The 14,033-nt window shown below is 72.0% G+C and carries 12 protein-coding genes; 3 read left to right on the top strand and 9 right to left on the bottom strand.

Features of this window, described 5'->3' with window-relative positions:
- Positions 1 to 47: 47 nt before the first annotated feature.
- From POL72_RS46145 to POL72_RS46125, 5 genes are all read right to left on the bottom strand, one after another.
- Positions 48 to 422, bottom strand: a complete 375-nt coding sequence (locus POL72_RS46145; protein WP_272103303.1) for a hypothetical protein — start codon at positions 420 to 422, stop codon at positions 48 to 50.
- Positions 423 to 426: 4 nt separating this feature from the next.
- Positions 427 to 3,942, bottom strand: a complete 3,516-nt coding sequence (locus POL72_RS51470; protein WP_272103301.1) for a sigma 54-interacting transcriptional regulator — start codon at positions 3,940 to 3,942, stop codon at positions 427 to 429.
- Between the two features lie 270 nt (positions 3,943 to 4,212).
- Positions 4,213 to 5,091, bottom strand: a complete 879-nt coding sequence (locus POL72_RS46135; protein WP_272103300.1) for a DUF2520 domain-containing protein — start codon at positions 5,089 to 5,091, stop codon at positions 4,213 to 4,215.
- The gene (gene nadD / locus POL72_RS46130) at positions 5,088 to 5,750 is read right to left on the bottom strand and encodes a nicotinate (nicotinamide) nucleotide adenylyltransferase (RefSeq protein WP_272103298.1); all 663 of its coding nucleotides are present in this window, start codon (positions 5,748 to 5,750) and stop codon (positions 5,088 to 5,090) included. The genes POL72_RS46135 and nadD overlap by 4 nt, the downstream gene beginning before the upstream one ends.
- Positions 5,734 to 6,351 (bottom strand): metallophosphoesterase family protein, encoded by a 618-nt coding sequence (locus tag POL72_RS46125; protein WP_272103296.1) that lies wholly within the window; start codon positions 6,349 to 6,351, stop codon positions 5,734 to 5,736. Before POL72_RS46125 ends, nadD begins: the two co-directional genes overlap by 17 nt.
- A 275-nt stretch (positions 6,352 to 6,626) precedes the next feature.
- Here POL72_RS46125 and POL72_RS46120 point away from each other — a divergent pair, with 275 nt between their 5' ends.
- On the top strand, positions 6,627 to 7,901 hold the full coding sequence (locus tag POL72_RS46120; protein WP_272103294.1) for a (2Fe-2S)-binding protein: 1,275 nt from the start codon (positions 6,627 to 6,629) through the stop codon (positions 7,899 to 7,901).
- 31 nt (positions 7,902 to 7,932) lie between these two features.
- Here the strand turns inward: POL72_RS46120 and POL72_RS46115 are convergent, their stop codons facing one another.
- The 3 genes from POL72_RS46115 to POL72_RS46105 all read right to left on the bottom strand — a co-directional run bounded on the left by POL72_RS46115 (position 7,933) and on the right by POL72_RS46105 (position 11,201).
- The gene (locus tag POL72_RS46115; protein WP_272103292.1) at positions 7,933 to 8,661 is read right to left on the bottom strand and encodes a heme exporter protein CcmB; all 729 of its coding nucleotides are present in this window, start codon (positions 8,659 to 8,661) and stop codon (positions 7,933 to 7,935) included.
- Complete coding sequence (gene speA / locus POL72_RS46110; RefSeq protein ID WP_272103290.1) at positions 8,661 to 10,604, bottom strand: biosynthetic arginine decarboxylase; 1,944 nt, start codon at positions 10,602 to 10,604, stop codon at positions 8,661 to 8,663. Before speA ends, POL72_RS46115 begins: the two co-directional genes overlap by 1 nt.
- Positions 10,605 to 10,832: 228 nt before the next feature.
- The gene (locus tag POL72_RS46105) at positions 10,833 to 11,201 is read right to left on the bottom strand and encodes a hypothetical protein (protein WP_012235084.1); all 369 of its coding nucleotides are present in this window, start codon (positions 11,199 to 11,201) and stop codon (positions 10,833 to 10,835) included.
- 207 nt (positions 11,202 to 11,408) lie between these two features.
- On the opposite strand from POL72_RS46105, the gene POL72_RS46100 reads away from it, so the two are divergent.
- Complete coding sequence (locus POL72_RS46100; RefSeq protein WP_272103289.1) at positions 11,409 to 12,422, top strand: CPBP family glutamic-type intramembrane protease; 1,014 nt, start codon at positions 11,409 to 11,411, stop codon at positions 12,420 to 12,422.
- Between the two features lie 74 nt (positions 12,423 to 12,496).
- Here POL72_RS46100 and POL72_RS46095 read toward each other — a convergent pair whose 3' ends face one another.
- Positions 12,497 to 12,982: a hypothetical protein gene (locus tag POL72_RS46095; RefSeq protein WP_272103287.1), complete on the bottom strand. Its 486-nt coding sequence runs from the start codon at positions 12,980 to 12,982 to the stop codon at positions 12,497 to 12,499.
- A 210-nt stretch (positions 12,983 to 13,192) separates the two neighbouring features.
- Between POL72_RS46095 and POL72_RS46090 the strand changes: the two genes are divergently transcribed.
- Complete coding sequence (locus tag POL72_RS46090) at positions 13,193 to 13,894, top strand: transglycosylase SLT domain-containing protein (RefSeq protein WP_272103285.1); 702 nt, start codon at positions 13,193 to 13,195, stop codon at positions 13,892 to 13,894.
- The last annotated feature ends 139 nt before the right edge of the window (positions 13,895 to 14,033 follow it).

Below are 14,033 nucleotides of genomic sequence, written 5' to 3'. Positions count from 1 at the left end.
GACGCGCGCCGAGGCGCGGGCGCGCTCAGGCCGCCCGGGCGCGCGGCTCAGCGCGTCCCGTCGCTCTCGGAGGGAGCGCTGTCGCGTCTGTCCGCGCCGCTGGGGTTCCACGGGAGCGGGTCCGGGTTGCAGCGCCCCTGCGACCGAGCCTCGATCGTCGTGGGCGCGCCGTCATCGCTCGACGCGGGCGCGAGGTCGCGCGGCCGGAGCGACGCAGGCGTGACGAAATCGGTGACGGGTACGACGACGTCGCCCTCCGCGCCATCGCTCGATCCGGACGCCTCTTCGGAGATCATCGGGTCGAGATCGCCCCACGCTTCCACGCTCTGCTCCTCGTGCTCTGCGGACGTGATCGCGCAGCCCGCCAGCAGCAGAGGCGCCGCGAAGCCCCCCGACAGCCAACTCGTCCAGCAACCTCGCATCACTTCAATCCTCCGAAGTCCCGCCAAAGCCATACTGCTTCACAAGCTGGGAAAGCCGTGGGCGCTTCATGCCCAGGAGCACGGCGGCGCGTGTGATGTTCCCACGACTTTCGTCGAGCGCCCTAGCAATGCACTCGCGCTCGATCTCGCGCTTCATGTCGCTGAGGCTGACCCCTCCGCGGACCTGAGCGTACGCGAGCTCCAGCGGCGTGCGATCCGCAGGCGTCGACGGGGAATGTGACACCGACGTCGCCTGCTCTGGCGCCGACGAGCGCGGCCCGCTGGTCGGCTCTCTGGGCAACTCTCGGGACGACTCCCTCGGCGAGTCTCTCGACGAGTCGAATGCAGGGTGCATGCCAGCCCTCGGTGTCATCGGAGCGCTCGCCAGATCCGCGGCCTCGAGCTCCCGCAGCCCTTCGACGTTCGTCGTGAAATCCTCGAGATCGATCACCTGGCCGTCCGCGAAGATCGCCGCGGCGCGCAGGGCGTTCTCGAGCTCGCGCACGTTCCCCGGCCAGGAGTGCCGCGAGAGCGCCTCGACGGCCCGGCTGGAGAGGCGCTTCGGCGCCACGCCACGCTCGCCGCCGATCCTCTCCAGGATCGCTGTCGCGATCGCGGGCAGATCCCGCGGCCGATGGCGGAGCGCGGGGACCTCGAGGACGACCTGCCGGAGCCGGTAATAGAGATCTTCCCGGAACTCGCCCCGGGCAACCATCGCACGCAGGTCGCGGTGGGTCGCGCAGAGGATCCGCACGTTGGCGCGCAGCGGCGTGACACCCCCGACCCGCTCGAAGGTCTTGTCCTGCAGGACGCGGAGCAGCGCGACCTGCGTGCGCGGCGAGATGTCCCCGATCTCGTCGAGGAAGAGCGTTCCCCCCTCGGCGAGCTCGAAGCGCCCGCGACGGCGCGACGCCGCGCCGGTGAACGACCCCTTCTCGTGGCCGAACAGCTCCGAGAGCAGCAGCGTCTCGACGAGGGCGGCGCAGTTGACCTTGATCAGCGGGCCCGCGCGCCGCGCGCTCACCTCGTGGATCGCCTCGGCGACGAGCTCCTTCCCGGTGCCGCTCTCGCCATGGATCAACACGGTCGCGTCGCTCGCCCCGACCTTCCCGATCTGGTGGATGAGGCTGAGCAGCGCGGGCGTCGTCCCGACCATCCGCTTGATCGCGGGAACCACGCTCGCCGGCCTCGGGGCGCGGGCCGCTCCCCTGGCGCACCCGGCGCACGCGCTGGAGCCGCAGAGCTCGCAGCCCCTCGGCTCCGCCTCGGCGGCGCTGCGCGCGCACGCCTCCAGCCGGGCGAGCTCGGCGAAGCTCCGGCGCGAGAGGAACTTGCGGGCGATCTCGGGCGGGAGCGACCCGGCGATGCGATCGCGGAGGACGATCGCCGCCTCGAGGTGCGAGCGCGCCGCCGTGGGCTCGTCCTCGAGGGCGCGCGACACACGGTCCCCGGCGGACGAGGCGTGGTGAAGCAGCACGTGCGCCTCCAGGGCGCACTCGTGGCTGTGGGCCCGGCGCGACAGCGCGAGCGCCTCCGCGGCGATCTGCCCGAACGGCGCGCCGGCGGCGCGGGAGCACATCGCCTCGAGGAGCGCGACCTCGGCGCGGTGCCGGTCGGAGGTCGCCTCGGCGCGCGCCCGCTGGATCATCTGACCGGCCTGCAGGAGGTCGCCGTCGTGCAGCGCGATGCGCGCGGCGGTCGCGTAGCACTCGCCGAGCTTCGAGCCGGCGCCGCAGGCGAAGGCGGCCGTGAGCTCGGACCAGGCGTCCACCGTGCGCCGGCACTCGAAGTGGATCTGCGCCGCGACGTAGGCGACGTGCGTGACGCGAACGCCAGGGACGACATGGCCGCAGGCCTTCCGCGCGAACGCGAGCGCCTGCTCGGCCTCCTCGATCATCCCGAGCTGCAGCCGGATCTCCGCGAGGTTCGTGATGAGGTTCACGAGCGCGACCTTGTCGCCGATCCTCCGGAAGATCTCGATCGCGCGCTCGAAGAGGCGCAAGGCCTCCGGGTACTCGTGCTTCAGGTGGGCGATGACCGCGAGGTTCGTGAGCGCATAGCCGCTCGCCGCGCGCTCGCCCCGCCGCTCGCCTTCTTCGAGCACGCCGGCGAGCATCGTGCGCGCCTCGTCGAGCCGGCCGCTGGAGAGCAGCGAGATGGCGCGGTTCAGCCGGGCGCGCAGCTCGCTCACGTGCTCGCCCGCGCACGCCGCCTCCCACGCGTCGGCCGCGAAGTGCAGCTCCGCCTCGGCCCAGGCCTGCTGCGCGAGGAGCAGCTTGCCGAGGATGTTGCGCGCCTGGAGGCGCGTCGCGATCTCCCCCGCGCCGGCGAGCCCTTCCTCCGCGCGCGCCTTGGCCGCCGCGAGGTCGCCCGTCTTGCAGCAGAGCTCCGCCATCTCCACGGCGCCGCGCGCCCGCTCCTCGGGCGTGGCGGCGAGCGACAGCGCCCGCGAGAGCACCATCGCGGCGGTCGTCAGGTCGCCGCGCGCGCTCGTCGCGCGGCCCCGGACGAGCAGCGCGGCGAACGTCTCCCGCTCGCGCTGGGCCGCGGACGAGAAGTCGATGGCGAACTCGATGTCGCCGAGCCGGAGCGCGAGCTGCGCCGCGCGGAGCAGCCGCTCGCCCGACGCGGCGCTCTCGCCGGAGAGCGTCCGCATCGTCCGGGTCCAGCGCTGCCAGAAGTCGGCGCGCGCCGACGGCTCGCCGACCGAGGAGATCGCGAGCATCGCCGCGGCCTCGGCGCGCTCGTCCTGGCCCAGCGAGGCGAGGAGCTCGCTCGCGCGCGAGAGGCTCCACGGATCGGACGACTGCTCCTCGAGCGCCTCCGCGATCGCGAGCACATCCTCGGGATCGACGTCGGCCGGATCGACGACCGCGCGCGGCGCGGCGACCCACCCTCGATCGTCGACCTCGATCAGGCCGAGGGCGGCGAGCTCCTGGGCGACCCCCTGGCACGCCGCGTCCCCCGGCCCGGGCTGCGCGCGCCGCGCCGCGAGCTGGCGGAGCTGCGCGGACGGCCAGGGCCGCTGGCTCAGCGCGAGCCGATCCAGCAGGCGCGCGGACTCGCGGCTCGGCGGCTGCCGCGCGGCGCGCTGCTCGGGCGGCGCGGCCAGCACCGCGGAGCACCAGCCCTCCAGCGCGTCGAGCCGCTCGATCTTCGCGACGACCCGGCGCTCCGCGTCCGCCGCGAACGCCTCCCAGAAGCGGTGCAGATCGTCCGGCGACGCGACGCCGTCGATCGTGAGCGCGCTCGTCCAGGGCCGCATCGCGGCGTCGCTGCACACGATGACCAGCGCGGAGCACGACCCCTCCGCGATGAGGCGCGTGACCTCGTCCAGCACAAGGCTCCCCCAGCTGGTGGCCTCTCGCTCGGCGACCAGCAGGATCGCGCCTTGCGCGGCGGCGCTGATGCCCTGCGCGGCCGCGGCCGGATCGGCAGAGGTGACGGCGCAGCGAAGCGCGAGATCGCGCCAGGGATCCCGATCCGCGGCGTGCGCGGCCGAGATCAGCGAGCGTCCCACACCTCGAGCGCGGCGCGCGAGGTGGGAACAAACCGCGTCCAGGACCGGCCGCTGTCCATGGACGTGGAGCACCCCACGCGACGCGGCATCACGGACGCGCTCATCGAGCGCCCGGAACCCCCCGGAGTCGCTCGTGATGACGGAAGGAACGCAGGCTGCGGCAACGGATCCCAAGGCAACAAAAGCGTACCTCTCCGCCGGACCTCGCATCAACGGATCCCGCCGTTATCTATAATGAGGCAATTACCTCACCATAAGAAAATTACACTATTATTGCTGTATTCCGTCCAGGACCCGCTGGATGGCGTCGAACGCATCCGCAGGTGCTTCGCCCAGGACGCGGGCCAGCGGGAGCTGCGTCGCCGCGGCGGCCACGTAGAACGGCACGAGGTGCGGCGCGAGCCGGCGGAGCGTTTCGAGGTGCCGCGCGACGCCGGCCGCGTCCCCGCGGCGCACCGGCCCCGTCAGGGCTTCGGGCACGCCGAGGACCTCGACGTTGTCCGCGACCGTGCGGAGCAGCGGGCCGAGCATCTCGGCGGCCGTCCTTCGGTCGATGCCCGCGCGCTCGAGCAGGTCGACGCCGGCGGCGGCGAGCGCGGCAGCGCCGTTGGCGACCAGGCCCGCCGCCGCGTGGTAGGCGACGCGGTCGAGACCCGAGAACGTGCGCGGCGTCATGCCGAGGCACACCCCGAGCGAGCGCGCCGCGCGCACGGCGGTCGGATCGCCGTCGATGTGGAGCTGGCCACGCTCGAGGAAGGGCGCGAACGAGGGCGAGGCGAACGAGATCATCGGGTGCATCTGCGCGACCGAGACGCGGTCGCCTCGCACCGCCGCGAGCGCCTCCGGGCCGAGCGCGCCGGCGCAATGCACGACCGCGACGTCCTTGTGGCCGACCAGCCGGCGATCGCGCAGCGCCTCGGCGCAGGGCGCGATGTCCCGATCGCGCACGGCGAGGATCACGAAGTTGGCTTCGATGCGCTCCGACGGCAGGCCATCCCGCGCGGGCCGGAGGGTCACCCGCAGCCCCGCGTCGCGGATCGCGCGCGCGAGCCCGCGGCCCACCTTGCCGCCTCCATAGATGAACACCTCGAGAATGGTGTTGTCCTCCGGGTGCATCGGCGACGGGCGCGTGCTGTCCATCTCGGTCATGAGCCGCTCCCGTATAGCCGGTGCGCGATCACGTAATCCAGCACGGCGCGCGGCACGCGCTGGTGGACGGCCTCGAGATCGCCGGCCGCGAGCGCCCGGCGGATGTCGCTGCTCGAGATCCGAGGGAGCTCCACGTCGGCGGGGCGCAGGTGAGGACGAGCATCGGCCGGCCCCGCATCGAGGCGCTCCGCGGCGGGCGCGACGACGCCGGAGCGGCCGAGGACGATCGGCGGGGCGAGCTGCTCGATGCGGTCGAAGCGGTGCCACCTCGGCAGATCGGGGAGCACGTCGGCGCCCACGAGCAGGCGCATCGCCCAGTCCGGGTGCGCCGCGGCGAGGTGCTCCAGCGTGCGCAGCGTGAGGCTCTCGCCGCCCAGATCGCGCTCGACGGGCGACACCGACACGCGCGGGAGCCACCCGAGCGCGAGGTGGCACATGGCCAGGCGATGCTCGAACGGCACGAGCTCCTTCGAGAAGGGGTGGCGGTAGACAGGGACGACGAGCACCTCGTCGATCGGCGCGATGGTGAGCGCGTAGGTGGCCGCGAGGACGTGCGCGACGTGGGGCGGGTTGAAGCTGCCCCCGAAGATGGCGACGCGGCGCGCCTCGGGCGCGGGCGCGGCCTGGGCGCGGGCGGGCGCCTCAACCGTGCGAGCCACCTTGAACCCTCAGCCTGGGGCCGGCCGCGGGCGGGCCCACGATCTCGCGCGCCGTCACCGCGCCGCTCGCGTTCATCACCTCGATCCGCACGCCGCCCTGTCCATCGTCGAGGAGCGCCGTGCCGCCGTCGGAGCCGATCGGCCCGGGAGAGAAGAACGTCCGCGAGCCGACCCTCTTGATGAGCGGCTCCGTGCTCTTGCCGAAGACGAGGAGCGACGCCGCCACGATGTCCTCCTCGTCGAGCGCCGCCTTGTCGAACACGAAGAGCGCGACGCGCCCGTCCAGGATCTCGATGGTGCGCCGGCCCGACGGCAGGCTCATCAGCACCCGGAGTCGCAGCCGAGCGCGCTCGGACGCCACGAAGGCGTCGATCTGGTCCGGGGTCGCGGCCGCGCACCGCGCGGCCCGATCGAACAGCGCGCCCTCTGTGGGGTCCGCGCCGACCAGGCGCTGCGCCCAGCCCACGACGACCCGGTCGAGCGCGTCGTCCTCCGCAACGTAGATGACCCGCTCGGCGTGGCCTTCGTCGAGCAGGTGCTGCGCGCCGCGAGCAAGCGCGGGCAGATCACCCTGAGCAGGGCCGAGGACGCCGAGGCGCATCGGACACAGCATAGATCACCGCGCGAAGGTGAGGACACCTTCTCCACTCCGCCCGCTCTGCGCGCTCCCGCGCCTCCGCTGCCTCCCAGGCTTCCCGCGCCTCCCATGCTTCCCGCGCCCTGCGCGATTGCACGCCTCGCGCGCCTGCCGCCGGCGATCGTCTGTCTTTCCCTGCTCCGGCCTCTCTCCGTCTCTCTCCTCCTGCTCGCTCTCTCCTCGTGCTTGCCCCCGCGCCCTCCTCTGCCGGCGCGGCGCGCGTCTGCTAGCGTCCGCCCATGTTTCGGCGAGGTCGCGCGCTCCAGCATCCGGTCACCATCACCCTCGACGGGGCGGCCGTCCCGGCGGAGCTGGGCGAGCCCCTGGCCGTGGCGCTGATCGCCTCGGGGCGCGTGACGCTCGCGCGGAGCCCGAAGCTGCACCGCCCCAGGGCGCCGACCTGCCTGCGTGGAGGCTGCGACGGCTGCCTCGCGCGGGTCGACGGCGTGCCCAACGTGATGACCTGCCTGCGGCCGGCGGCCGGTGGAGAGCGCATCGAGGTGCAGAACGTCGTGGGCTCGCGGCAGGCCGACCTGCTCCAGGTGACCGACTGGTTCTTCCCGCAGGGGATCGATCACCACCACCTGATGGCCGGCGTCCCCGGCCTGTCCGGGGTCATGCAGTCGATCGCGCGCAAGCTGGCGGGGCTCGGGCAGCTGCCGAGCGCCGCGCTCTCACCCGAGCGCGCCGCGCGGCTCGACGTGGACGCGGCCGTGATCGGCGCCGGGCCCGCCGGCGTGGCGGCTGCGTCGACGCTCTCGGCGCGCGGCCTCCGTGTGGCGCTGGTCGACGACGGCCTCGCCCCCGGCGGGTCGCTCGCCGGCGCGCCGCGCCGCGCGGCGGAGCTGTTCGCGCGATACCCGCTCGACGGCGTCCGCGAGCTCCGCCGTCACGTGGCCGCCGGCGTTTACCTCGGCGAGCTCCTGGTCGCCGGCGACGCGGGCGCGACCGTGATCAGGGCGCCCGCCAAGATCTTCGCCACCGGGGCGCACGACGGCGTCGCGGCGTTCCCGAACAACGATCTGCCAGGGGTCTTCTCGGCGCGCGCGTTCTGCCGGCTCCTCGCGTGCGGCGTCGAGCCGACCGGCCCCGTCGCGCTCGCGGGAGAGGGCCCCTGGGCCGACGAGCTCGCGAGCGCCCTCGGCGACCGCGTCGCGGTCCGGATCCCGCTCGCCGCGCTCGCCGCGGTGAACGGGATCTCGCAGGTGAAGAGCGTGACGGTGCGCGACGCGCCGTTCGCCCCCGACAGCCCGACGAGCGACGTCCGCGTCGTGGCCGTCGCGGTGGACGCGCCGGCCGCGCCCGCGTTCGAGGTCGCCGCGCAGGCGGGCGCGCGCGTCGAGATTGACCCGCGCGCGGGGTACGCGGTGCAGGTCGACGCGCGCGGCAGGGCCGGCGACGGCCTGTGGGCGATCGGCGAGTGCACCGGCGCGTCGCTCGATCTCGCCGGCGTCGAGCGGGCGGCGACGATCCTCGCCGACGACGTGCTCGCGGCGCGCGGCGCGCCCGCGTGAGCTCGAGGGCGTCCGGCGACCGCGCCGCGGCTCAGCCCTCAATGATCAGATCGAAGAGGCCGATCCCGCCCGCGAGGAACACGACGTCGAACACGCCCATGAGCGCCACGTAGTCGGTGAGCTCGCCGATCGCCGCGCCGCCGAAGAGCTCCCGCGTCCCCGCGACCGCGGCGAGCAGGGTGGGCGCGAGCAGCGGGAAGAGCACGCTCGCGAGCACGAGGTCGCGGGCGCGGGTGCGCACGGTCATGGCCCCGAAGAGGGTGCCGCTCGCGGCGATGCCCGGCGTCGCCGCGAGGCAGAAGAGCGCGAGCCCCGCGCCCGTCTTCACGAGGTCCACCGCGAAGAGGAGCGCCGCGACGGGGATGATGATCGCCTCGACCGCGATGATGAACGCGCAGAGCCCGAGCGCCTTGCCGGCGAAGAGCGCGCTCCTCGCGATGGGCAACACGAGCAGGCCCGAGAGCGCGCCGTCCTCGCGTTCCCGCTGCCACGTGCGGCTCAGCGCGAGCACCGACGCGAACGCCACGCTCACCCAGATGACCCCCGGCGCGACCCGCTCGGCCGCGTCCTGGCCCGCGTAGAACGCGAGCGACGCGATCACGGCGACGAGCACCGCGAAGAACCCGCTCGTTGTGACGATCTCGCCCGTGGCGAGCTCGATCGCGAGGTCCTTCCGCGCGACGAGCGCCGCCTGGCGCGCCCACCCGGGCCGGCGCCGGGGGAGCGACGCGCGGACCGCGGGCGCCGTGCTCTCCGACATCACGGCGCGGAGGTGAGGCTCAGGTACGTCTGGTCCTTGAGCCCACGCTCGTAGTCGGCGAGGAGGCGCATCCCCTCCGTCGGCTTGAGGAGGTCCTGCTTGATCGCGCCGTCCACCTGGGCCTTCACCTTCCCCACGAGATCGCGGTTGTCGTACTGGGTCAGCGCCAGCACCTCGTGGATCTTGTTCCCGGCGATCGTCTCCTCGATGTAGTACCCGCTCTCCTCGTCCTCATCGAGGAAGACGTGCACCTCGTTGACCCGGCCGAAGAGGTTGTGGATGTCGCCCATGATGTCCTGGTACGCGCCGGTCAGGAAGATGCCGACGTAGTACGGCTGGTCGCCCGAGATCGGGTGCAGCGGGAGCGTGTCCTTCACGTCGTTGAGATCGATGAACTTGCTCACCTTGCCGTCGGAGTCGCAGGTGATGTCGACGAGCGTGCTGTCCGACGAGGGGCGCTCGTTCAGCCGGTGGATCGGCACGATCGGGAAGAGCGCGCCGAGCGCCCAGTGATCGAGCAGCGACTGGAACACCGAGAAGTTGCAGATGTACTGGTCGGCGAGCTGCTTGCGGAGCTCGCCGAGATCGTCCGGCACCTCCTCGGGCTCGAGCGACGACGCGATCTTCTGCATGCTCTCGGCGATCTCCCAGAAGAGGATCTCGACCCGGGCCTTCACGTCGAGGTTGAGGAGGCCGAGCTCGAACATCTTCTGCGCCTCCTCCTTGATCTGGAGGAGGTCGTGCCACGACTCACCGAGGTTCGGGCCGGAGATGTTGTCCTTGATGTAAAGGAGGTTCTGGATGAGCTTGTGCTCCTCGGTCTGGATGTCGATCGGCGACATCGGCGTCTTCTCGATCGAGCCGAACGCCTGGACGACCAGCACCGAGTGGTGCGCGACGATCGCTCGCCCGGACTCGGAGACGATGTTGGGGTGAGGCACCCGCTCCTCGTCGCAGATGTCCGCGATGTTGTGCACGATGTCGCGCGCGTACTCCTCGACCGAGTAGTTCATCGAGGAGTGGAAGGTCGAGCGCGAGCCGTCGTAGTCGATGGCGAGCCCGCCGCCGACGTCGATGTACTCGATGCGCTGCCCCATCTTGCGGAGCTTCGCGTAGTAGCGCGTCGCCTCGCGCACGGCGCGCTTGATGATCAGGATGTCCGGCACCTGCGAGCCGATATGGAAGTGGAGGAGCTTGAACGAGGAGCTCATGCCCGCCTCGTCCATGATCCTGATCGCCGCGAGGATCTCCGCGGTGGAGAGCCCGAACTTCGCGTTCTCTCCGCCCGAGGTCTTCCACTTGCCCGCCCCCTCGGTGAGCAGCCGCACCCGGAGCCCGATCATCGGCTCGACGTTCATCTCCTTGGCGACGCGGGTGATCATCCGCACCTCGGAGAGCTTCTCCGCGATGAGGATCACCTTCTTGCCGAGCTTGCGCCCGATCAGCGCCGTCCGGATGAAGTTCTCGTCCTTGTAGCCGTTGCAGACGATCAGCGACTCCGGGTCGCTGTGGACCGACAGGCCGGCGAAGACCTCGGGCTTGGAGCCGACCTCGACGCCGTAGTGATAGGTCTTTCCCGCGTCGAGGATCTCCTCCACGACCTCCCGGAGCTGGTTCACCTTGATCGGGAACACGCCGCGGTACGTCCCGCGGAACTTGCTCTCGGCGATCGCCCTGTTGAAGGCCTCGTTGAGCGCCCGCACCCGGTGATGGAGGAGATCCTGAAAGCGGATGAGCAGCGGCGTGCGGAGCCCTTGCTCGAGCGCCGCGTCGACGACGTCGCGGATCGCGATCTTGCTGCCGCGCTCCTGGAGCGGCGCGACCGTGAGGTTGCCGTCCGGGCTCACATCAAAGTAGCCGCGACCCCAGCGGTCGATCATGTAGAGCGACTTGGCGTCTTCGGTCGTCCAGACGTCGGTCTCGGTCTCGTGCGCGCTGCTCACAGTCGTTCTCCTTGGCGGGGGCCGCGGCCGGCGGCGCCCACACCTTCTCTGGGAGGGCCCCCTGGAGGGGGCTTCTGGCTCATCAGGGGGACGTCAGATCGTCGGTCCGACGCAGGACGGCTGGACGCCGCGCGCTGGCGACGCGGCTCATTACGATAGGAACGCCGGACCTTCAAGGGCAGGCAGCCCGGTCACAACCGGCGGGAGGGGGCTCCGAGCAGCGCGCGCTCAGGCCTGGGCCTTCGAGGCCGCCTTCGCCCGCTTCGAGGCCGACTGGTAGAGATCGTAGAGGCGCGGGACGGGGTACGCCTCGAGGCGCTTCCTGTACCCCTGGTCCTTCGACCGGTTCAGGACGGTCAACGTCTCGTCGATGAGCTTCGCCCGGGTCCCGAACTTCTCCTTTACAACGCTGAACGTCGCGTGCAGACGGAGGAGCTTGGCGTTCGAGACGTGGTCAAGACCCTTCGTGCCGCCCCGATCGGAGCTGACGCGCCCGAGCCAGAGGTCCTCGGTCGCGAACCCTTTCACGGCCTCGACGAGCTTCGCCTTGTCGCCGAAGCGCTCCTTCACGATCGCAAGCGGATTTTTGCTGGCCATTGCTGAGACTCCCACGGGCAGGCGAGGCCTGCGCCGGACATGCGCGAGATGACTCGCGCGGCTTTGAAGAGGGGCGCGATCTAGCAGAGCCGGGCGGGGCGCCGCAAGGCCGCGCTGCGGAAGGGCGGCGCCGGCGGCGGTCGAGACCCCGCGTCGCCCGTGTGTCGCCGCTGTGCTGGGCCGCGGATCGTGGTACAGGGCGCGCCGATGCTCAACCTGGGGAGCTGGCTCGTGGCGCACGTCGACCGGCTCCGGCCGCTGCAGCCACCCCTCTCGGACGTCAGCTCTCGCCTCGCCGGGCCCTCGTCGGCCCTGGGGAGCACCGTCCTCAAGGCCCTGTTCCCGGTCATCGCGTACATCGCGCTCGCGCCCGTCCTCTGGCTCTTCTTCCGGCGCACCTGGCGGGAGCTCGACGTCGAGGCCCACGAGCACCAGCGGCGCACCCTGGCCGCCGGCGGCTACGACCGCCGCCCCGCCGTCCTGTTCACCATCACCGCGGTCGTGCTCATGCTGCAGCAGTACTACGGCGGCCGCGCCGTCTACGACGAGCACATCCGGCCGTGGCTGCGGGAGATCGAGCTCGCTCAGGCGCTCTCGCCGGCCGGGACGCTGCTGCCCGTCTCGCTCCGCCGCTACGACGAGCTCTACGGCTACGTCTGGTGGTCGTTCACCCGCGTCTTCGGCTACGTCGCCATCCCGATGGTCGCGTGGAAGGCCTGCTTCCCGAAGGACAGCCTGCTCGACATGGGGCTGCGCGTCCGGGGGCTCGCGAAGCACGCATGGATCTACCTGCTCTGCCTCGCCGTCGTGGTCCCGGCGGTGTTCGTCGTCGCGAGCGCGCCCGACTTCGGGACCTATTACCCGTTCTACAAGCAGTCCTCCCGCTCCTGGTTCGACCTCATCGCGTGGGAGACGATGTATTTCGCCCAGTTCTTCGCGCTGGAGATCTTCTTCCGCGGCTTCTGGCTCGCCGGCCTGCGGCACACGCTGGGCTCCGGCGCGATCTTCGCGATGATCGTCCCCTACTGCATGATCCACTTCGGCAAGCCGTACCTGGAGGCGGCCGGCGCCGTGGTCGCCGGGATCGCGCTCGGCTCGCTCGCGATGCGCACGAAGAGCATCTACTCGGGCTTCCTGGTCCACGTGACGATCGCGCTGCTCATGGACCTCGTCGCGCTGTCGAACCGCGGCGCGCTGCCGCGATCGTTCTGGGGGACGTGACGTCTCCTGACATCTTTGCACGTCCTCGCGGCCGGCCGGCTGCGCGCCCGATGACGCACCCTCGCGCCGCAGGCTCAGCCGAGCGTCCGGGTCAGCTTGCGCATGATCTCCGCCCGGCTGCGGTCACGGATCCCGCGCCGGTAGAGCGCCTCCAGCCCGCCGGCGGCCGCGCGCACCGCGTCGCGGTGCTCGCCGTCCCAGGGGAGCACCGCGAGCCTCCGCCAGAGGATCTTCTCGAGGAGCCGGGGCTTGCGCTTGGCCAGCGCGCCGCTCGCGAGCTCGATGACCCGGGCCGAGGTCGGGTCGGCGCGCATCGCGCGCACGAAGAAGCCCACGGCCGCCGTGACGCGGCGGCCGCCGTGCATCGCCTGTACGCCAGCGTCGCACAGGGCCTCGGCTCGCTCGCGCGGGGTCGCGGCGCGCCGCGCGCGCTCCCGCGCTGCCTGCACCTCGGCGCTCAGCGCGTCCCGGCGCCGCCGGGCAGGGCGCATCTTGACGACGAGGAACAGGATGAAGAGGGCCGCAACCCCCGCGAGCACATGCCGCCAGCCGATCTCCATGGCGCCCGCCTTACTACAGCGCCCGGGACGTGCTCACCAGACCGAGCTTCTACGACTGGGGCGCGGCGCGCCGGATGGCCTCACGACGGCGTCCTCGGAATGACGGCGTGGGCCCGCGGCGTTGCTCTCCAATTCGGCTTCCTCCGATTCCACCGGCACGACGATTTCCGCCGATACGGTGCGGTTTGCGCGAGCGGACGATCGCAACCTATGCTGAACCGAGAGATGCCTGCCCCGCCGACCTCCGGGCCTTCCCTTCGCGTGCCCCTGCGCGCCCTCGCCGCCGCGCTCGGGCTCGCCGTCCTCGCGCTGCACCCGGGCAGCGCGCTCGCCGACATCTTCACGTACACCGACGCGGATGGGACGGTGCACTTCGCGAACCGCCCCACCGGCGACGCGCGGTTCAAGCTGTACATCAAGGGCGACGGGCGCCGCTCCTCGGCGCGCGCCGGCGTGACGCCCGTCGCGCCGAGCGACAAATCGCTCGAGCGCTTCGGCCGCTACGACGCGTGGATCCGGCAGGCCGCGGCGCTCTACCAGATCCCCGAGGAGCTCGTCCGCGCGGTGATCAAGTGCGAGAGCGACTACGATCCGCGGGCCGTCTCGCCCGTCGGCGCGCAGGGGCTGATGCAGCTGATGCCGGAGACCGCGCTCCGCATGCAGGTGCGCGACGCGTTCGACGCGCGAGAGAACATCTTCGGGGGAACGCGGTACCTGCGCATCCTCGCCAACCTCTTCAACGGAGATCTCGATCTCACCATCGCCGGCTACAACGCCGGCGAAGGGGCGGTCATGAGGCACGGCGGCATCCCGCCGTACGCAGAGACCCAGGCGTACGTGACGCGCGTTCGGACCTACTACGCGCGCTACCGCACGACCCGGGACACCACGGTCGCATCGATCGAGCCCTGACCGGCTCGCCCGCCGCGCGCGTATACACGCCAACCAACCGCCCGCCCGCCCGCCCGCCCGCCGGAGACACCGTCGGCGACGAGCGGCGCACATCGCCCCCGACGGGGTACCGCGATGCTACGCTCCCAGGAACCGCTGC

Origin of the sequence: Sorangium aterium (assembly GCF_028368935.1) — a bacterium.
GTDB classification, from domain to species: Bacteria; Myxococcota_A; Polyangia; order Polyangiales; family Polyangiaceae; genus Sorangium; species Sorangium atrum.
Note: the sequence above shows the minus strand (reverse complement) of the source record. Positions and strands in the feature narration are given on the sequence as shown.